We start from the raw sequence: 19,368 nt of genomic DNA, 5'->3' as shown, positions 1-19,368 counted from the left end.
AAATAGATTTCTATAGAAGTCGCAATATTCGTCAATTACAGAGAGGGTCAGTTGGGCAGGTCGTGGTGCAATCATCGTTCCGATCAGGCTTTCAGCCTTTTTTCTTTATTATACTCTTCCCAGAGTGACAAAAGAGGGGTAACTTGTAAATACCATAGCGCGCAGCGCTATAATTGGTAAAAACTTATAGGCAATAATGGAAAATAAAAATAAAAGTTCGTGGTATCAAATATTGATTATTAGTGGATTATTCCTTATCTCTGGAGCTGCGATCGCATCTTTGCAACTCCCTAAGCTCAATCAACTCAAATTGGCCCAGAGGCAACGCACAGAAAGCCAACTCCAGCGCGAAGTATCCCAAGAGGCGATCGAACTGAAATTACTTAAAATTATACCAAACTTTGGCTTTGATAACTTAATAGCAGATTGGGTCTATGTTAAATTTTTAATCTATTATGGCGACGATCCCGCCCGCGAACAAACTGGATATGACTTGACCCCAGACTATTTTGACATTGCCCTTAATAAAGATCCCCGATTTATTCCCGCTTACTTTGGCCTCTCTGCCAGTGTATCGTTATACTTAGGGAAACCCGAAGTATCCGTGGCCATGATGGAAAATGGATTACAGTTGCTCTCTCCTCAAGACCCTCCCCGCTCCTATTATATTTGGCGCTACTTGGGAATTGACCAACTCCTCTTTTTAGCTGATGCTAAAGCAGCGCGAGAATCGTTTACTAAAGCGGCTGAATGGGCCAGTGAATATTCTGATCCAGAGAGTGAGAATGTAGCTACGCTTTCTCGCTCAACCGCAGAGTTTTTAGCTCAAAATCCTGATAGTAAACAAGCTCAGTTTGCCGCTTGGATGTTAGTGTATCAGAATGCTGTCGATCAGCAAACCCGCGATCGGGCGATCGAAGGGATAATATCAGTGGGTGGGATGGTTGAAATCACAGAAAATGGTGAAACAATCATTCAACATCCCCCCAATGACTAAACCATTTTTAAAATTGCGTTTCTAGAAATTGTTCCAGAGAATAAGTAGGAACAGACGATAAAAGCTCAGGGATAGAAGACTCGTATTCCAGAGACAAACGCCCTTGCAGTTGGGGGTACAAAGCCTTTAATTGTAAGAAACCTAAAGATCCAGTTAAGCAAATTTCTAGCCCTTCAACGCGATCGCTATCTTCTTCCATGAGTAAACCCATAATCACAGCAGAAATAGCAGCATCCGCATCTTCATCATTAATCTTACTCGTTTCCACTAGCAAAGTCATATCATCCTTTTGCCTGTGGCTCATAACAGCATTCAATGCCATAGCTAAATCCGATAATAGGATATCCTCCGGTTGACTCCAGTCCGGAAAAACAATCAAATTAATCTTTCCTAACCTTAAGTTTTCTTTAATTTCAGAGCGTTGATAGTTCTCAAACACTTCCACTAATCTGGATTCAATTTCAGATGAGTATAACTCACTATCTAGAAAGCAAGGAGTTTTTTGCATTGCTTGCTGTATCTGATAACTATATTGTTCGCGCAATTGGAAATCTTTACCTAGGGCAACTGCTATTTCAAGATAAGCAGTTTCATCTTTACTAATCCATGAACTCATTTCCATTTCTTCTAAAAGTGCAGCACCCAAGCGAGTATGAGAGTGTTTACCTTCCATCACAACCACAGGTAAATTAGTCAGTAAAGGCTCCACCAGGGAGACTAAATCGGTATAGGGATAAGGGGATAGATAAATATCGGCTTGCTTCAAAAGGGCTTGTATGTCCGTATGACTGCGAACATCAGCAACAAAAACAACTCTATCTTCACTGATATTTTGCTGTTTTAAGGTCATCTGTAAACGCTGTTTCCAAGCTGCTAAAAGCATTTTCGGAACAGGTCTCAAAACACTTGAATAGAGCAGTAAAGTCGAGTCAGGAACTTCGCTAAGGATTTTGACCCAAGTCTCTTCTACTTCTGGAGTAATCGCTTGGTTATCTCCCCCATAAACATAGACTAAGGCATTATTAGCAATACCTAAAGTTTCTCGGTCAAAACTCCGGCTGGGAATGCCCCGTTGCTCACAACCAAAATCTATCGTTTTCCCAATTCCTGACAAACAAATCGTTGACTCATCTGTTTTTTCCAATTCCAGAAGATGACCTGAAAGATAATAATCAATAGTGCTTATTTGTGGATTCAAGCCTGAATAACTCCCTATAATTTGGATACGAGCCAACCGGAAATTTGCCAATAAAGTTAGATTGTTTACCTCCTCTGTAGTTGTACCATTAATCCATAAAATATCGAGGTCTTCTTCACGAATTTTTTTGATTGTACTGGGTAAATCTTCTGGAAGTTGTACGCCTACATCAGCATGACCCGAACAATATCTTTCCAAGCGATCGCCTGTAGCTTGAATAGAATACAAAACGATTTCAAATCGGTCTCGATTTAGATTTTTATAACCAGGTAGACTCAAAAAAGTATCTGGTTTTAATCCAAAATTGTCTGCCAAAATTCCCAACCTGATTTTTGCTCTTTCTGGCAGTCTCGGTGCAAATGTGTAGTCTACAGATTGTCCTTGCAGTAAACACCACTTTTCAATCAGTTTAGATCTTTTGGTATAAAGATTTTTGAGCTTAGCATCGGTTTGATACAAGCAGTGAAAATTACTGGATTTCTGGAAATAGTAAAGAATTTGTTGACTAATCTCTGAGTATGGGTTATTTTCAATAATCGAAGAGATATAATTCATCCAACACTCTAGATACTTCAGATATTGGTTGGCTTCTCCAACTTCTTGATATAATCCAGGAGGCATAAATGAAAACTTCAGATAATCAGGTAATAACCATTGAGGAATTCGAGACCAATAATACTGAATTGGAAATTGATGAGGGTAAGCATAAAGCATCGCTACCAGTAAAGATTGTATCTCTTTCGACGAGTTTTCTGTATTAGTCGTTATCATAGTATTAATTTCCTCTCTTTTTTTGTTATCTATAAAACTTGAGACTAGCCACTTAAAATTCCATGAGTTCTTTAATCCTTTAATCAAAGTTTGATGTTTTTCTTCTATCTGGGATTCTGTCCAATTCCAAAAGGTCGTAATTAGGTCTGGAATTAAAACAGAAAAATTTAATTCAAAAACAATTTTTTGAGTCAAATAGTCTACCCAATCATTTCTTTCTACTTCTGTTGGATGTTTTAGAGGAAATCCCATCGATTCATTGGGGATTCCATCTAGTAATCCACTGCTTAATTGGGTATTGGTTCCTTCTTGATTAAATCCCAGGTTAGAAACCAAGTTTTTTTCAGGAACAATGGTTAATCCGTTCCTTCGCCAACAAGCAAATTTCCATCGATAAGCCCAAGAATTAATATACCCTTGATAAGTCGCTTCAAAAATATTTTTCCATTGAGCAACGACTTGAGGTTCTGGGAATAATTCTTCAAGCCAATTTTGTTCTCGCAGTTTTGGCCATTCTTGCATTTCAAAATCAAAATGTTGCCAAGCTCTCCTCCAAGTTGCCCAACCCCAACAATCAATATATCTGGAAAAGTAGTAACTATCCGGAGTGGGTTGATATCCAAAGAAAAAATTTGTCCCAGTAATTACCATGACTTCTTCAGTATAGCGGTAGTACTTTAAAAGTTCTTCGCAAAATCTGAAGAAGGTTACATCAGGAAGACAATCATCTTCAAGAATAATTGCTTCCTCAACTGTTTCAAAAACCCAATCTAAACCACTGGCCACTCGATGTTTAAGACCCAGATTTCGATCGGCATAGTTTTTTAGAATTTCACAATCCCAGTCTACCGTATCAATAATTTTTCGTACTTCTTTACATTTTTTCTCTTCTTCTGGCCGATCCAAACGAGGGCCATCAGCAATAACCAATAGCTTAGGAGGTTGAACTTGACGAACTACATCAAACAGCCTTTGAGTTAATTCGGCTCGCTTAAATATAATTAAACAGACTGGAGTTGTAGTTTTATATTCTAACATAGAAGGTTGAAATCTATTAACATTTACACTTCCTTTTTTATAGAGAATTCAGGGCCGGAATAGCCACACCTCTTAAAGAACGATGCATGGAAATACCAGGTAATAGATCGCTCAAATGATGGGTGATATCTTTCAAGGTTTTGATATAAGGGCTATAGATCAACTCAAAAATAGTTCTTTCTTGCAAGCTTGCTAACTTAAATTCTGGATTTAATGAGGATATTTGAAAGCCATTTTTGTAGTTCTTAAATCCATGAAAATGGAAAAATATTAGAGGTAGTTCATCAATAAAAACTTGGTTTCGACTCTGATAAATTTGATAGTTATTTGTGTTCCAGTGAGAAACATTAGCACCTTTATGCTGTATAACTACTACTTCCGAAAATCTGTCTAACCAATCATCAAGATATTTTTGGTCTGCAAATCTTGTGGGTTCTGGTCGGTCATAACACCATTCTATGCATCGCTCTCGCCACCATTGTAAACAATTTAGAGCTTTCTGATCGGCACGAAATGATAACCATCCTACATTATATATTCCAAATTGCTTGAGTTCTAGGCGATCGGGTGAAAATCGATGTTCTATAATAGCAATGGAGGAATCATCAATTTCTTGATAAATGGGTTGTAAATCAGAGTAGAAAAACAAATCTGAATCTAAGTAAGTAAGTAAATCAATTTGAGGATTATTTTTTAAAATATATAAGGGTAAACAAGGAGTACAAGTAAAATAGTATTCAACAATAGTTCGATTTTGTTTAGCCTGTAGCAAATCTAGATCGCTGCGCTCTAGTTTATCTAGAGGAATTAAATGAACATTAGGATAATTTAATTTTTTCAGGGAATCATAACAAATTTGACTGAGACAGAGTACCCACAATTCAAAGCACCCACAAAATTTTTGTAAGGACTGATAAAGGGCTAATCCTTTGGGTAAATAGTTATGATCGAAGTAGGTACAAAAATAACGCATAATCAATTAAAAATCAAAGCTAATTTAAAGATTTAATTCCAGCAATCACAGCCTGACTGACAGTTTTTGCTTCTTCTTCAGTGAGCTGACCATACATAGGTAAACTAAGAATTTCACGACTGATTTTCTCAGTAATTTCCAGTCCGTTTGAGAAAGTCGCTAATTTTTGGTACGCTGGTTGCTGATGAACAGGTACGGGATAATGAATGGCTGTGCCAATTCCTTTTGCGTTCAAGTTTTTTTGCAGAGCATCTCTAGAGTTAGAACGAATAACATACTGATGATAGACTGGATCTACATTTGCTTTCGTTTGGGGAAGAATCAGAGGTAAATTTTTTAAGTTTTCATCGTAGACTTTGGCTACCAGTTTTCGTTGGTTATTATCCTGGTCAAGAACAGATAACTTGACTCGCAGAATGGCAGCTTGCATGGGATCTAAGCGACTATTCATGCCCGAAATATCGCTAATAAAGCGTTCTTTCCAGCCATATTGCCGTAAGATCAATAGCTTCTCAGCTAGTTGAGAATTGTTAGTAATAATTGCTCCACCATCCCCTAAAGCTCCTAAATTCTTAGTTGGATAAAAGCTGAAAGCGCCCAACTTTCCCCAAGTTCCTGTTTTTTGATGGTTGAACATTGCACCGTGAGATTGGGCACAATCTTCGATGACTTCAAGTTCATAACGATGAGCAATTTCTAAGATGGAGGTCATATCGGCTGAGTGGCCATATAAGTGAACAGGGATAATGGCTTTGACTTTAAAGTGAGAGTGTCTATTTAGTTGAATTAGGGTATCTTCAAGGGCGTTCGGATCAAGGGTAAATGTGACTGGATTGATATCGACTAAAATGGGAGTTGATCCCGCCAGCTCAATGGCGGTAACGGTAGCGACTGCTGTATGGGAAACGGTAAGCACAGCATCTCCCACTCCAATTCCACAAGCCTTTAATGCCAAAAGCAATGCATCTGTACCACTGGCAACACCAACAGCATATTTAACTCCCATATATTGGGCAAATTCTTTTTCAAAAGCTGTTACTTCTTCACCTAAAATGTACCATCCACTTTCTAGGACTCGATGAATGGCTTGATCAATGTCTGCTTTTTGAGCTAGGTAACCGGCTTTAGGGTTGGTTTGAAGGAGCATGAGATTGGTGGGATTGATCGATAAGTTAGAGATATTGAGGCAAGTAGTTACGGTAAAAAGCTAGGGTTTGAGTTAGGCCTTCTTCCAAAGAAGTTTTTGGATTCCATCCTAGACTGGATTTAATTTTGCTGTAATCGGTATAGTAGTCACCGATATCAATCCGTTTTCGCTCTGGTGGAAATTCACGAATTTTGAATTCTCCGCCCTGATTGATTTTAATCAAGAGTTCAGCCGTTTCCCGCAGGCTAATAATGCAATCGCCCCCTAGATTAAAAATTTGCCCTTCTGCTTCAGGTTGAACAGCAGCCATTAACATAGCATCAACAGCATCCTCAACATAAGTGAAATCGCGTAGCTGTTCTCCACCCCACACTTCAAAGGGTTTTTCTTCAACTACCAAACGAACCCAAATGCCCAGAAAGGTTTGTCGTGCATCCTTAACCCGCATCCGGGAACCATAGGTATTGGTTAAGCGCAAAGCAGAAGCCCGAATTCCATAGACATTATTATAGAGGATATGATACCACTCTCCTGCCATTTTGTTAATCCCATTGACATCTACGGGACGGAGTAAATGATTTTCATCTACGGGTAAGTAATCCGGTTTACCGTAGAGTTGACGGGTACTGGCAAAAACAACTTTTATATCTGAGTTATAATTACGACACGCTTCTAAGATCGAAAGCTGCGATCGACAATTAATTTCTAAGTCCGTATAAGGATCGTGCATAGAGTCCAAATGGCTCGTTTGTCCAGCCAGATTAAATAAGAAATCTTGGCCTTGAACCAAATAACGCATACTATACTGATCTCTGACATCAGAAATATTCACTTCAACTTGATCTTCAATACCATCAATATTAAATAGATTTCCTCCATATTCGGGAATCAAACTATCCACTAACAGCACCTTAGCTCCTAGTTGCAGTAACCGTCGAGCCAGGTTACTACCAATAAAACCCAATCCTCCAGTAATTAATACTTTTTTCTGGGCAAATGCACTATCTTTCATCATTCTTTAACCTACTTGGATATAGCCTTTTTATCAATACCTATTCAGAGTTTCGAGCAAAGAGTAATCCTCGACCTTCTCCCACTTCTGGAGCGCCAGGAACAAGAAAACGCTCGGCAATTAAAAAATCTCTAACTTTTTTCATATTTAAGCTTTCTACATAGTTGACTAATTCATAAAGATTTAAAAACCAGCTTAAATACTCCGTATTGTAACCATAATCATAAGCCCTCTGTAAAACCACAAAGGAGGGATTATTCTGAACAACAGGAAGTCTGGTAATATATAAATATAACCGCGTACTTTTGACCATATGATCTATCAACGTTTGCCAATCTTGTGCATATTGCAGTGCAGAACTGCAAAATACTAAATCATATTCATGGGCAAAACAGTCTCGATCTTCTTCATAGAATGTAACGTCAGGTTGAAGCGATCGACCTGCCTCACACAATACAGGCACTTCTGTACAAGAATAATTAATTTTTACATTAGGGAGTAAGGCTTTAGCTATCAGATAATACTCTCCTAATCCTCCACCCCAGTCTAAGATAGAAATTTCCTCTTTTTTCTGAGCAGTTAAAGACAAAACATAGGCAAAAAGAATATAATTATTCTGTTGTGAATAGTCATGAGACAGTAAAGTATTTTTTTTCAGTTTATCAACTAAACCTTTCCACTGATGTATCCGAACATCCAAAATATCCTTAATGTTCCATCCTTTTATTTTTTTATCTCTGCGTAACCACCCTTCTGGGATATACTCCCATTGAAGTTTATGGCTCATTGAGTCTAAAGATTTTAAAGCAAGATTGATAAATTCATTTTCTTGTTCAGTCTTAGGATAATCTTTGACGAAGCTACCTACTAATTGTTGATGAAGCTTATGAGTCAGTGGTAATTGTTCCAGTGGAGTCGTCAACAAAGTTTCGCCAAGTTGTTGACGAACTTGTTTAAATGAGTGAATACAATCCGGGTTGTCTGGTGATTTTTGAAAATGATATCGACTTTGCTCTAGTTGTGTTTGTAAGTCTTCTGTATGAATAGTCAATCTAGCTCTAGCATCAGAAGATAACCGTTGTGGCAATGGATAGTTAACTAAATTATGCTTAGTAGGTTTTTCTGCCTTAGTTAAGGTAGCATAGACTGTCATTATTTCTTGAGGATGGTGTTTTTTGTATAATCCAGGAATTTCTTGAATAACTTCAATTCCTTGATCGGCTCTAATCAATAATCTCCAATCACATTCTAATACTTTGAATCCGGCTTTTTGACTCAAGTTTTTGAGGCAGTCTGCTGAGTAACGCCAATAATCCCTAGGGGAAGGATGATAAGGAAAAGAAAATACAGTTTCAATTATCAACAACCCTTCTGGCTTCATGATTTTATAAAAAGCATCAAATACCTCAAAGGGATTTTCTACATGCTCAATCACATTTAAGCAAACTGCTGTACCGAAAAACTCCGAATATAGAGAAGGAAGCTCTTCAATTTCAGGCGAGTCATTTTCAGGATTAAGAACTAAATATTCCGGATCAATATGATCGAAAGGCCTTTGATTTAAGTAAATGTATCGAGCATACTGTTCTTGAGTTTGAATAGTTATGTTGTAATCTGCTATGGTAGGCCTCTCCAATCCACCTAGATCAACAAAAGGTTTTCTTAGTCCATATTTTTGGACTTGTTCAGTAACAAGTTTTATGTCATCCCAAAACATTTTTTTCTCCAGTTAGTGGTTGATTAATATCTAAGTGTTTTTACATCTGGTCAGGTTATAAACTTAAGAATATCATGCAAGATTCATCAGTTATCTTCTCTATTCGGTTTATTTTCTGAATTAGTATTTTCATTCGCTCGTTCTTTATCTTCACTAGAGCTGGTTTGTTTTTGTAACTCATTTTCTAATTGAGTCATTAATTTTTCATAAGTCTTATCATCAGGATATAAATCGACTAACTTTTTCAATTGAATTCTGGCATTTTGAAGGTCGTTCATTTGTAATCGCACAACAAGTAAACCTTCAAGGGCAATGCGGTTTTCAGGTTCCCGTTGTAAAACTACTTCATATCCCCTAGCTTGTTGAATCAATTGTTGTTCAGGGGTCAATTCTGGACTTTGAGATTGAGAAGCAGGATTACTTTCTTCAGTGTTAATGACACCGCTAAACACTCTTAGCATCCCAAGAGAAGTTCCTCCAAAGAAGGAAATAATTGATACAAAAATTAGTATTTTCTTGAATGTTTTCATCGATTTATAATATCTAATTCTTGGGTTATAATAATCATTGATTGCGATCTGGCTTGCTCGATAACACTCTTCTATAAAATACCACCAATACTCTTCAAATACTCAAGTTTACATATTTTGTCCACATTTGCTCATAGGCTTTTTCCATCTCACGGGCAAACTGTTTTCCATTCCATAAGGGTGCAGTTTTACGAGATTCTTTCAACTGCCAATGAACATGCTGTCGCAGTTCTGGCTCTGTGCCAAAACGAATCCCCCATTCCACATACTCTTCATCTGTCCAAGCAATACCTTCTGTAATGCCTGCATTGATCATCATGGTATAACTATTGCGGGCAGCGAACTGTTGCCCGACTCGCGTCACCATAGGAATACCCATCCATAGAGTTTCTAAAGTTGTGGTAGCTCCATTGTAAGGATAAGTATCTAATACCACATCACAAATACTCATATTGGCACGATGCATAGATTCCGAGGGGGTAGGCATGACAAACTTAAGTCGCTCTTCAGAAAGTCCTTCCTCTTCCGCTAGTTGGAGAAATAACTGCTGAATAGCGATTTGATCGCCGAATCCTTTAATCAAAAAATAGCTATTTGGTACTTCCTTGATAATTTTTAACTGTAACCTAGCCATTTCTGGATGACGTTTATAGCCTCTTTGAGAACTGAAAAATAGAACTGCGTCACTAGGAATATCTAGCATTTCACGTCGTAAAGTAGGGACACCTACTTCAAAGCCATCCACAGCAATATACGTTTGTGGCAGTCGCCAAATTTTTTCACTGTAATACTCATCTGCATTGTCTGGTACTACATAAGGATCAGCAATCATGTAGTCTACGGTGGGAATGCCTGGAGCATCCCATCCTAACCAACTTACTTGAATTGGGGCTGGTTTCATTGCCATGACTGCACAGCTAAGATCCAAAGTCAAGCTATCCATATCTACAAGAACATCTATCTTATCTTGACTAATTTGCTCAACCACATCAGCGTAGTGAATCCCCAATTTCCGAGTTTCTGTAAAATTTTGGATGTACCACTCTTGTAGTCTATCTTTACCCATCCCCCGGTAGTTAACAACATAGCCATATATATCATAGTCTTCTCGATTATGGTGTCGAAATAACCATCGGGCAAGCCAACCTACTGAATGACTAGAAAAACAGTGAGACAAGTAACCTATTTTTAATCGTTTATTCTTATCCTGGGGATAGCTCCAGTTTTGTCGATACTGCTGAATTTTATCATGAGCATGTAGTTCAATTCCTGCTTGACAGAATTGGGCAACATGGTTGTGAATGTGTCGATTTCTTTTGGCATCATCCTGAAAATAGGGTACGAAATAGCTGCTACTGTACATCCGGATATGAACCGGCAATGGATAATTAGAGACATTTATTAGATCAAGGGAGAGTAGGAGTTCAGCTTGCTGACTAAACGTATTGACGGCTTCTTGCCAATATCCACCCGCACCCATGAATCCTGTAATTTGTAGAAAAAGCCCTCTGATTTTCTCAAGGTCATTTTTGGCTAAATCGCACATCTTTTGAGCAGATGCTATACACTGCTGGAAGTCAGGAACCTTAGCGTAGAAACCTGATAAATGTTCCCATACTTGTATATTTTCTGGATCAACCTGTAGTGCAATTTGACTGAGCTTAATGGCTACATCTGGTTTGCGTAGGTTATAATTAATCTTTAAGCAAGATTCCATCAAAATATTAATGAAGGCTTGTGGATCGTGAGATACAGCATAGGATATGCTAACTTCTGCTAGAGTGCATGTAAAAGGGTTGAGAGGCTGCTGATCTAGACAGAGTTGTAATATCTGCAATAGAGCATAGAAGTCTGGCTTGCTTATCTGTGGACTAGCTTCCAGAATTGGGATGATTTCTATCGTGTCAATTTCTTGTTGAGTTAATTGATCTAATTTTAGGTCTAATCCGATGAGTATTAGGAGGTTCTGAAGGTTAGTAGGAGCAATTTCACGGATATGCTGACGAATCATCCAAGCTGTTGTCTGTTCGTTATTTTTTTCTTGTATATCTGCTTCAGTTTGTAGAACACTGACTAACTCAGCTATATATTGCTCAGTTTCTTGTTTACTCCCTTCCCCAATCGCTAACATCCAAGCAACCTGGGCTTCGATTTCTTGTCCTTGTAGAAGTAGGGCTAATCCTAAGTACCAATGGGCTTGCTTCGATGCTGAACCGATTTCTATCTGATGCTGATAGAGTTCTAAAGCCTGGCTATACTGCTTTGACCTTAAAAACTCTAGCCCTTGTTGTTGCCAATTTGGGGTTAATGGAGTCATGATTTTCTCATAGTATCTCTTAAGTGTTGAAATCTTAAAATGAGCATGTTGGCCCAATAGAGATAGGGTGAGATCTATTGATTACTCACCCTTGAGAACTCTGCTGTCAGCTTCCTTTTGTAGTAGCTTAAAAATAGGAATGCTCTACTAATTAACCGTTGATTAACCTTACAGTTCTGACCAATCCGTGGGACATGCAGGGGCTGCTGTTGTCACAAAGGTTAGGGGAACTGGCTGAGTACCGGCATCATTGGCTTCACACAGACTAGCTAGAGTCGTCGATTCACTCGTGTCTATCAGGTTTACTGCTGCAACGCCCCCAATATAAGATTTCAAGGTTGTTGGTTTGGCAGCTCCATAGTTAGTTACAGTGCTATTAGCGGTGATGTCTGCTTGTGTCGTTGTGGTTGTACTGATTCCGTACTGGTAGTTCTCAGTCTCTTCTTCAATACCTAATCCTAGAGTTCCCAGGTCAAAGCTAAAGCCACCTTTTTCCAGGTAGTAAGCTTGCTGCTGACGGTTCATGGAACCTACATACTGTTTGGATTCGGATTGTTTAGCTTTGTTGGCTTGGTTGAGGAAGGAAGGCAGGGCGATCGCCGACAAAATACCGATAATGATGATAACGACCAGCAGCTCAATCAGGGTAAATCCTTCGTCTCCTTTCTTTTGGCTCAGGTGTTGCAGGAACTTGGTTCTAAATTCAGTCTTCATGATGATCTACTTCTCCTTGGGGGTCGATAAACGTAAGGCTTCTAACTCCATTGACTTTATCTTACCCACCTCATTCTGGTTTCATATCACCCCGATCAAAATTTTTTTCTATTTTTCCGGATCGGCTTACGACTCTAGCAATATATAGCCCATCTCGTATAGGGGAATGAGTAGGTCTTTGACCTTTTCAGCCGCTTGGGAGGGGCCGATCGCCTCCCCAGTCACTGGATCAACGGGACAGAGCCTGTGCGATCGCTCCACCAGATCTCTAAAGGCACAAGGAGCCTCAATCAGAGGAAGTAAGATGCTGATTACCCCGCTATCGATCGCAGGGGTCGTCTTTGGGTCTATGGAAAGGTAGTGGTGTAAGGGTAGGGCGCTCATTTGGGTGATAGAGGCGATCGCCTCCTGTTTAAACTGCTCCGTTCTCAATTGGGGATGAAAATGAACCCTTGCCTGATACCACTGTTCCTCTGTCCAGTCTTCAACCCTTACCCTCTGGGAATTCCCTTGAGGATGGCCACACCAGAAATCCAATAACCGTTCTTGAGAGTGGAATAGCTCGTGAATATGCAGTTGTTCCTCCATAGATAACTCGGAAAACTTGATCATTAACTCAATCGGTAATTCGTCCCAATTCTCAAACAAACCCAGAAGATCCCACTGAGAGCCATGCACCATACCCACAAACTCCAATCCTGACTGTCTGAAAAAATCAAACATCTCAGGAATTTCAAAACCTTTGTCTCCCACAAACAGATGGTTCATCGCCAGGTACTCATTAGAATTTACCTGGTTAGTTTTCCAAGCCAATTCTTTTAGAAACACTCCTGATTTTATATTTTGCATAGTTTCTCGAACCAGATTATATTCAGTATCCTGGGGCGCTGAATCCATTAATCCCAGTTTTTTCCATATTCGTTGCGCTCTAAAATAGTGGCTCCGTTGGATTTTGCTATGTAAATTAGATCGAATAATTCCGTCATGTTTCAATACAGATTTGAATAGGGTTAGAGTTTCGACAATATCTGAAACCAAATATAAAACTTCATCACAGTTGATATAATCAAATTCATAGCCCAGAGTGCCAATTCCTTCAATGGGAATTACATAAAATTCAGCATCCTTAAACCCATGTAACTTTAGCCGTTCGCGAGCAATTTCAACTGATTTTTCAGATAAATCAATGCCGATAATTTTAGCTCCAGGATTGGCTTCAGCTAAGGTCAGAGACTTATAACCACTGCCACATCCAGCATCTAAAATCACTTTACCGGCTGGCTCTATAACCTTTTGGTCTCGCCGATAAAAGGCCGTCACCATATTATGAATATAAAGGGAAGAGTAATCTACTTTAGGAGTTGCGGCTAAAGGGGCATTATAATAAGGCAGAGCATTGAATTGATCGCGGATTTTATCAATATCTTCCATCGGGTTACCCCCATTAGCTTAGTCTTTCCGTTTAATTTTAGCCTGTTTATTCCCCTCAACTCACATTTTTACACCTTTCATGCGCTATACTAAGCGTAGTCGTTATGAGTTTATTTAACACATGAGCAACCCCACAGTAGAGAATCTAGTGATTATCGGTTCCGGGCCGGCTGGGTTTACGGCCGCCATTTATGCAGGTCGCGCCAACCTGAAACCCGTGGTTTTTGAAGGGTATCAGATGGGGGGAATTCCGGGGGGACAATTGATGACCACTACAGAAGTGGAGAACTTCCCCGGTTTTCCCGATGGTATCACCGGGCCGCAACTGATGGACAAGATGAAAGCACAAGCGGTCAGATGGGGAGCAGAACTGTATACGGAAGATGTGGTTTCCGTTGACTTGAGCGAGCGCCCCTTTACCGTAAAATCTGAAGAACGAGAGTTGAAGACTCATACGATTGTGATTGCTACGGGGGCGACGGCCAAACGGCTGAATCTTCCCCACGAGCAGGAATTTTGGAGTAATGGCATTTCCGCTTGCGCCATTTGTGATGGAGCGACTCCCATTTTCAAAGGTGTAGAACTGGTGGTCATTGGGGGTGGAGACACCGCAGCAGAAGAAGCGGTCTATTTGACCAAATATGGCTCCCATGTCCATCTCCTGGTGCGACGGGGGGAAATGCGGGCCTCTAAAGCGATGCAAGACCGGGTACTGGCTCACCCGAAAATTACGGTTCATTGGCATACGGAAGCGGTGGATGTCTATGGAGAAGGGGCTAAATTTGGCGGTGTGAAGGTTAAGAATAACCAAACGGGAGAGGAGAAAGATTTACCTGCGGGGGGTTTATTCTATGCTATTGGTCATACTCCTAATACCCAACTGTTCCAAGGGCAATTAGCGTTAGATGATGTGGGTTATGTGGTCACCCAACATGGGGTACAAACCAGTGTGGAAGGGGTTTATGCTGTTGGGGATGTGCAAGACCATGAATTCCGGCAAGCGGTGACGGCTGCTGGAACTGGCTGTATGGGGGCGATGTTAGCGGAGCGCTGGTTATCGGCGAAAGGATTGGGTCAGGAATTTAAGCAGGAAGAAGGGGAGAAGCCCTCGGAGGCGGCTGCACCGGCGACAACTGAAGCGGATACAGAGGAGACGTTTAAGCTGGAGGAAACTCGCCATAAGGGAGGCTATGCCCTACGGAAATTATTCCATGAAAGCGATCGCCCCATCCTGGTGATTTACACCTCCCCCACCTGCGGCCCCTGCCACAGTCTCAAACCCATTCTCAGCAAAGTTGTCGATGAGTTTGATGACAAAATTCACTATATCCAAATTGACATTGAAGCCGACCCAGACATTGCTGAAAATGCCGGTATTACCGGCACTCCCACGGTACATCTGTTCAAAGATAAGGAGTTATTACAAGAACTCAAAGGCGTGAAACAAAAAAGCCAGTATCGCCAGGTGATTGAAACTCATATCAAATCCACTTGAATACCCTCATTAAAAACCTAGGGAGCAAGATGCTCCCACTCCAGTCCGATTTAACCGATTGAGGGAGTGCGGGCATCTTGCCCGCTCGTTATACCCATTTACCGGACTTGATATTACTTTCAATAGACGGTCAATAGATGGTTCCCTCACCGGCGCGATACGGAACTATCTGTATAAAAATAAAATATTAATTTTTAATTTTTAATTTTTAATTCAATGTCCGTTTTGGTACTACAATGCAGCCAACCTTTAAACCTTTATGGTTTCCTCACCTAGAACCATAAATTAGGATCTACACTCAATCACGTAAACTCAACATTCAAGTAAGGGTCACATCATGGGAGATAATGGGCGAACAACTGTGGGTATCGTTGGCGCTTCCGGTTATGGAGGCGTGCAACTGGTGCGGATGTTATGCGAACATCCAAAAGTCGATTTAGTTTATTTAGGAGGCGATAGCAGTGCGGGGAAGTCCTACGGCGATATTTACCCCCATTTAGCCCATCAGGTTAATTTGACTGTAGAAGCCGTTGATATTGATACGATCGCCTCTCGCTGTGAGGTGGTATTTTTAGGATTACCCAATGGGTTAGCCTGTAAAATAGCTCCCCAACTGCTCGATAGAGGCTGTTTAGTTCTCGATCTCTCAGCCGACTATCGGTTAACGGATATGGAGGTCTATAAGGCTTGGTATGGGAGTGCAGACCGGGCTGACCATGAGGTATTATCGAAAGCGGTGTATGGATTACCGGAAATTTACCGCGATCGCATCCCCCATACGAATCTGATTGCCTGTCCAGGATGCTACACCACTAGCAGTTTACTGGCCATCAGCCCCCTGCTTAAACAAGGATTAATCGAACCCGATACCCTAATTGTGGATGCCAAGTCGGGGACATCCGGAGGCGGAAGACAAGGTAAAATTAATTTACTCTTAGCAGAAGCTGATAGTTCCCTGGCAGCTTATGGAGTCACCCGTCACCGACATACCCCCGAACTCGAACAAGTCTGTAGCGATTTAGCCGGCCATGAAGTTAAACTTCAATTTACCCCCCATCTGATTCCCATGGTGCGAGGGATCTTAGCCACGGTTTACGCTACCCTGCGCGACCCCGGTTTAGTCCGGGAAGACCTACGCACCATTTACAGCGTGTTTTATCAAAATTCTCCTTGGGTGCGGGTTCTGCCCAATGGCATTTATCCGCAAACCAAGTGGGCCTGTGGTACAAATGTCTGTTATCTGGGTTTAGAAGTGGATGCGCGTACCAATCGGGTGATTGTGATGTCAGCTATTGATAACCTGATTAAGGGACAAGCGGGGCAAGCCATTCAATGTCTAAACCTGCTCAAGGGTTGGGAGGAAACCTTGGGTTTACCTAAACTGGCTTTTTATCCCTAACTAATCTGGAGTATGGGGGCCGGGGAACGGCCACCCTTCCTCCCGTTAGGCTTAATCAATTTCAATCGATTGCGGCCCAGAAGAGGCATTTGTATCGGTTTCTGGGGTAGTGGTTTGTTGATCCAGCCAGGTTTTAATCGGATCTTCAGATAGGTTGAGTCGTAAAACCCCAGAGCAGAATCCGCCAAAAAAGGCTACGGGTTGTTGGGTCAGTTCTTGAAAAATAGGCGCAAATTGGTCAAACATGGTTCAAGAGCAATAGGCTTTATGGTGCTATTGGGATTGTAGCGTGTTCTTTACCAAAATTTACAAATTCCCAACTCAAGCCATTACCGATTATCCATGTTAGGGAATGGCGCTCTCCGTCATTTTTCTGATATACTTTCCAAGGAATTGACCAAATCTATGATATAATTGCGGTCTAGAACAAATTCCTGCGATCGCTGATTTTTCGATCTTCGGCGACTATTTTGCCATGCAGAAGAGCTGCTAGATCGGGAGTTAGAATGATTTGAGGTTGTGCGAGCCATAATATTGTCCTGAAGTGTTTTGTTATAGGGGAATTTTGAACGAATTAGAGTTGTTCGTTGAAAAACTCCCTACTTATTAGTTTGGCTTATTTTGGCAGTCAATGACCAAACTTGTAAAATAGATTTACGCAATGGACTCCAGGGATTCAGGGAAAACCAGAGCAATGGTCATCTTTGCGTCATAATCTTGTTCTAGGGTACACTCTAGTTCAGCAAAAACCGATTGATAACTGTCTTATGTCTAACCTGAAATCTTCCAATTTTCTCCTCGCTTGTCTGTTGAGTGGTAAGGCCAGCTTGTTGTTAATGGCTCCAGTGCAAGCAGCTTCTACTGTTTCTTCTCCAGAAACAGCCCTGAATACTCCCGTCGAAGTAGAAGTGGTGAACCTGAAAGTCAACTCCACCGAGAAAACTGGTGAGGTCATTTTGATCGCCGATGCAGACTACGATCAAAATGTGGATCAAAATCAGGATGTAGACAACAATCGCAATTGGCGAGCATAGGTAGTCACGGAGGGGGGGACAGGATGAAGCAGAAATCTCCTGTTCCCCATTCCCCATCCCCCATTCCCCTTATGACTGTTTTATCCTCTCTACTCTATCCCTATTCCCTAGAGCAATTCTGGGCAGAAAACTGGACAAAGCAAGCGGTACTGATTCCCGGAAAGACTGGGGATAAATTCGACCCTTTATTCAGTTGGGACGATCTCAACCATTTATTAAATTATCATCAGATCCCCTATCCCCATCTGCGCTTTGCCCAAGATGGGGCATCTTTACCCGCAGCTAAAGCTGAGAAATGGTTAGAGTTGCTTCAACAAGGTGCAACTTTGATTATCGATAGCGTCCATAGTCGGATGCCAGAATTAGAGCAATTGACGGCCCAAATTCGGCAAGAAACGGGGCATCGCAGCCATATCAATCTCTACTGTTCGCCGCGCTCGGAACAGGGATTCACTTGCCATTATGATAGCCATGAAGTGCTAATTTTACAAATTGCTGGGGAGAAAGAATGGTTTGTGTTTCCCGAAACGATCGCCGCTCCCGTCTCCAGTATGCGATCGCGCGATCGCATTCCTCCAGATGTGCCGCCTTACCTACAATGCACCCTGAAACCGGGAGATTTATTATACATTCCTAGGGGTCATTGGCATTATGCGATCGCCTGTGGTAGTCCCTCTGAGGATGACTTTTCCCCCTCCCTCCATTTAACGTTAGGCATTAGCTGTCAAACCGGGTTAGATTGGATCGGTTGGCTGCAAGAAGAATTACAAGAGTCTCCGGAATGGCGCGAAAACTTACCCGTAATCGATCCAGAGAACAAAAGCGCCATTGAAAGTCATTTACAGCAATTACGCGATCGCCTCATCAACTGGTTACAAACCCCAGAAGCGATCCAAAAGTATCTCCATTATCTCGGATATTGCGATCGCCCCCCGCTCCCCCTTTCCCTTCCCCATCAACTCGGTAGCCAAATTTTCGATCGAGGACTCGAAACCCACTTCATCTGCTCCCCCTTGCATCCCGTACAAATTGTCGCTACCACAGATGAGCAAACCCAAATCATTATCGGCACAAAACAAGCCACCGTTAAAGGATTACCCCCTGAATTAGTCCAAAACCTCTTTCGTCCCCAAGGTTTTACCCTCCTAGATTTAGCCGAATGGTCACCCGATCTCGATATCGAAACTGCCGTCATTCCCCTGCTCACTGAATTCGTCACTCAAGGACTTTTACGGGTAGATACTTCCGAGGCAACCGAAGCCTAAAATTGTCCAGTAGGGGCGGGTTTCAAACCCGACCTTGTTGTAGGGGCGGGTTTCAAACCCGCCCCTACAAATCATTATTAATTGAATTCACTCTATAAAATTGTACGTTCATATCAAGCCCGGTTTCCGCAAGCGGACATGAAAATGGGATTCAAGAAGCGAGCAAGATGCCCCCAATCCTGGAATCGGTTGATACAGCGCTTCGCGCGGTAATGAGGTACAGTCAGAAAAGATCCCCCTAAATCCCCCTTAAAAAGGGGGACTTTTACTGCCCCCCTTTTTAAGGGGGGTTGGGGGGATCGAAATGTACCGCATAGCAGCGAAAACTGC

Annotated in this window: 15 protein-coding genes; 5 read left to right on the top strand and 10 right to left on the bottom strand. The window is 41.3% G+C overall.

Annotated elements, in window-relative coordinates:
• Positions 1-196: 196 nt before the first annotated feature.
• A complete protein-coding gene (locus tag PJF56_RS06820; protein WP_283761897.1) occupies positions 197-997 on the top strand; it encodes a tetratricopeptide repeat protein in 801 nt (266 codons plus the stop codon).
• A gap of 7 nt (positions 998-1,004) precedes the next feature.
• Here PJF56_RS06820 and PJF56_RS06815 read toward each other — a convergent pair whose 3' ends face one another.
• From PJF56_RS06815 to PJF56_RS06775, 9 genes are all read right to left on the bottom strand, one after another.
• Positions 1,005-4,004 (bottom strand): O-linked N-acetylglucosamine transferase family protein, encoded by a 3,000-nt coding sequence (locus PJF56_RS06815; RefSeq protein ID WP_283761896.1) that lies wholly within the window; start codon positions 4,002-4,004, stop codon positions 1,005-1,007.
• A gap of 37 nt (positions 4,005-4,041) precedes the next feature.
• The gene (locus PJF56_RS06810) at positions 4,042-4,977 is read right to left on the bottom strand and encodes a hypothetical protein (RefSeq protein WP_283761895.1); all 936 of its coding nucleotides are present in this window, start codon (positions 4,975-4,977) and stop codon (positions 4,042-4,044) included.
• Positions 4,978-4,996: 19 nt separating this feature from the next.
• Entirely contained in the window at positions 4,997-6,124 is a 1,128-nt protein-coding gene (locus PJF56_RS06805; RefSeq protein WP_283761894.1) for a DegT/DnrJ/EryC1/StrS family aminotransferase, read from the bottom strand.
• A 25-nt stretch (positions 6,125-6,149) separates the two neighbouring features.
• The gene (locus tag PJF56_RS06800) at positions 6,150-7,139 is read right to left on the bottom strand and encodes an NAD-dependent epimerase/dehydratase family protein (RefSeq protein ID WP_430540875.1); all 990 of its coding nucleotides are present in this window, start codon (positions 7,137-7,139) and stop codon (positions 6,150-6,152) included.
• Positions 7,140-7,176: 37 nt separating this feature from the next.
• Positions 7,177-8,853, bottom strand: a complete 1,677-nt coding sequence (locus PJF56_RS06795; protein WP_283761892.1) for a methyltransferase, TIGR04325 family — start codon at positions 8,851-8,853, stop codon at positions 7,177-7,179.
• Positions 8,854-8,939: 86 nt separating this feature from the next.
• Entirely contained in the window at positions 8,940-9,383 is a 444-nt protein-coding gene (locus PJF56_RS06790) for a tetratricopeptide repeat protein (protein ID WP_283761891.1), read from the bottom strand.
• A gap of 94 nt (positions 9,384-9,477) precedes the next feature.
• Complete coding sequence (locus PJF56_RS06785) at positions 9,478-11,700, bottom strand: O-linked N-acetylglucosamine transferase, SPINDLY family protein (RefSeq protein WP_283761890.1); 2,223 nt, start codon at positions 11,698-11,700, stop codon at positions 9,478-9,480.
• A gap of 168 nt (positions 11,701-11,868) precedes the next feature.
• Complete coding sequence (locus PJF56_RS06780) at positions 11,869-12,414, bottom strand: type IV pilin-like G/H family protein (RefSeq protein ID WP_283761889.1); 546 nt, start codon at positions 12,412-12,414, stop codon at positions 11,869-11,871.
• Positions 12,415-12,540: 126 nt separating this feature from the next.
• Positions 12,541-13,845 (bottom strand): class I SAM-dependent methyltransferase, encoded by a 1,305-nt coding sequence (locus PJF56_RS06775; RefSeq protein WP_283761888.1) that lies wholly within the window; start codon positions 13,843-13,845, stop codon positions 12,541-12,543.
• A 121-nt stretch (positions 13,846-13,966) separates the two neighbouring features.
• Here PJF56_RS06775 and trxB point away from each other — a divergent pair, with 121 nt between their 5' ends.
• Both trxB and argC read left to right on the top strand, forming a co-directional pair.
• Entirely contained in the window at positions 13,967-15,340 is a 1,374-nt protein-coding gene (gene trxB, locus PJF56_RS06770) for a thioredoxin-disulfide reductase (RefSeq protein ID WP_283761887.1), read from the top strand.
• 337 nt (positions 15,341-15,677) lie between these two features.
• Positions 15,678-16,739 carry an N-acetyl-gamma-glutamyl-phosphate reductase gene (gene argC, locus PJF56_RS06765; protein WP_283761886.1) on the top strand — a complete coding sequence of 354 codons (1,062 nt, stop codon included), beginning with the start codon at positions 15,678-15,680 and terminating at the stop codon, positions 16,737-16,739.
• Between the two features lie 51 nt (positions 16,740-16,790).
• On the opposite strand, the gene PJF56_RS06760 is transcribed toward argC, so the two are convergent.
• On the bottom strand, positions 16,791-16,985 hold the full coding sequence (locus PJF56_RS06760; protein ID WP_283761885.1) for a ssl0294 family protein: 195 nt from the start codon (positions 16,983-16,985) through the stop codon (positions 16,791-16,793).
• A 521-nt stretch (positions 16,986-17,506) separates the two neighbouring features.
• Here PJF56_RS06760 and PJF56_RS06755 point away from each other — a divergent pair.
• Positions 17,507-17,773, top strand: a complete 267-nt coding sequence (locus tag PJF56_RS06755; protein ID WP_283761884.1) for a hypothetical protein — start codon at positions 17,507-17,509, stop codon at positions 17,771-17,773.
• Between the two features lie 71 nt (positions 17,774-17,844).
• The gene (locus tag PJF56_RS06750; RefSeq protein WP_283761883.1) at positions 17,845-19,038 is read left to right on the top strand and encodes a cupin domain-containing protein; all 1,194 of its coding nucleotides are present in this window, start codon (positions 17,845-17,847) and stop codon (positions 19,036-19,038) included.
• Positions 19,039-19,368: the final 330 nt, after the last annotated feature.

Origin of the sequence: Roseofilum halophilum BLCC-M91 (genome assembly GCF_030068445.1) — a bacterium.
GTDB lineage: Bacteria > Cyanobacteriota > Cyanobacteriia > Cyanobacteriales > Desertifilaceae > Roseofilum > Roseofilum halophilum.
The sequence above is the reverse complement of the archived record's forward strand: the minus strand, read 5'-3'. Positions and strand labels throughout refer to the sequence as shown.

Bases quoted from the DNA above. Each gene is read 5' to 3' on its own strand.
- PJF56_RS06820 (WP_283761897.1), top strand. From the start codon at position 197: ATGGAAAATAAAAATAAAAGTTCGTGGTATCAAATATTGATTATTAGT.
- PJF56_RS06805 (WP_283761894.1), bottom strand. From the start codon at position 6,124: ATGCTCCTTCAAACCAACCCTAAAGCCGGTTACCTAGCTCAAAAAGCA.
- PJF56_RS06750 (WP_283761883.1), top strand. From the start codon at position 17,845: ATGACTGTTTTATCCTCTCTACTCTATCCCTATTCCCTAGAGCAATTC.
- PJF56_RS06780 (WP_283761889.1), bottom strand. From the start codon at position 12,414: ATGAAGACTGAATTTAGAACCAAGTTCCTGCAACACCTGAGCCAAAAG.
- PJF56_RS06775 (WP_283761888.1), bottom strand. From the start codon at position 13,845: ATGGAAGATATTGATAAAATCCGCGATCAATTCAATGCTCTGCCTTAT.
- PJF56_RS06785 (WP_283761890.1), bottom strand. From the start codon at position 11,700: ATGACTCCATTAACCCCAAATTGGCAACAACAAGGGCTAGAGTTTTTA.
- PJF56_RS06800 (WP_430540875.1), bottom strand. From the start codon at position 7,139: ATGATGAAAGATAGTGCATTTGCCCAGAAAAAAGTATTAATTACTGGA.
- PJF56_RS06755 (WP_283761884.1), top strand. From the start codon at position 17,507: ATGTCTAACCTGAAATCTTCCAATTTTCTCCTCGCTTGTCTGTTGAGT.
- argC (WP_283761886.1), top strand. From the start codon at position 15,678: ATGGGAGATAATGGGCGAACAACTGTGGGTATCGTTGGCGCTTCCGGT.
- PJF56_RS06760 (WP_283761885.1), bottom strand. From the start codon at position 16,985: ATGTTTGACCAATTTGCGCCTATTTTTCAAGAACTGACCCAACAACCC.
- trxB (WP_283761887.1), top strand. From the start codon at position 13,967: ATGAGCAACCCCACAGTAGAGAATCTAGTGATTATCGGTTCCGGGCCG.
- PJF56_RS06795 (WP_283761892.1), bottom strand. From the start codon at position 8,853: ATGTTTTGGGATGACATAAAACTTGTTACTGAACAAGTCCAAAAATAT.
- PJF56_RS06810 (WP_283761895.1), bottom strand. From the start codon at position 4,977: ATGCGTTATTTTTGTACCTACTTCGATCATAACTATTTACCCAAAGGA.
- PJF56_RS06815 (WP_283761896.1), bottom strand. From the start codon at position 4,004: ATGTTAGAATATAAAACTACAACTCCAGTCTGTTTAATTATATTTAAG.
- PJF56_RS06790 (WP_283761891.1), bottom strand. From the start codon at position 9,383: ATGAAAACATTCAAGAAAATACTAATTTTTGTATCAATTATTTCCTTC.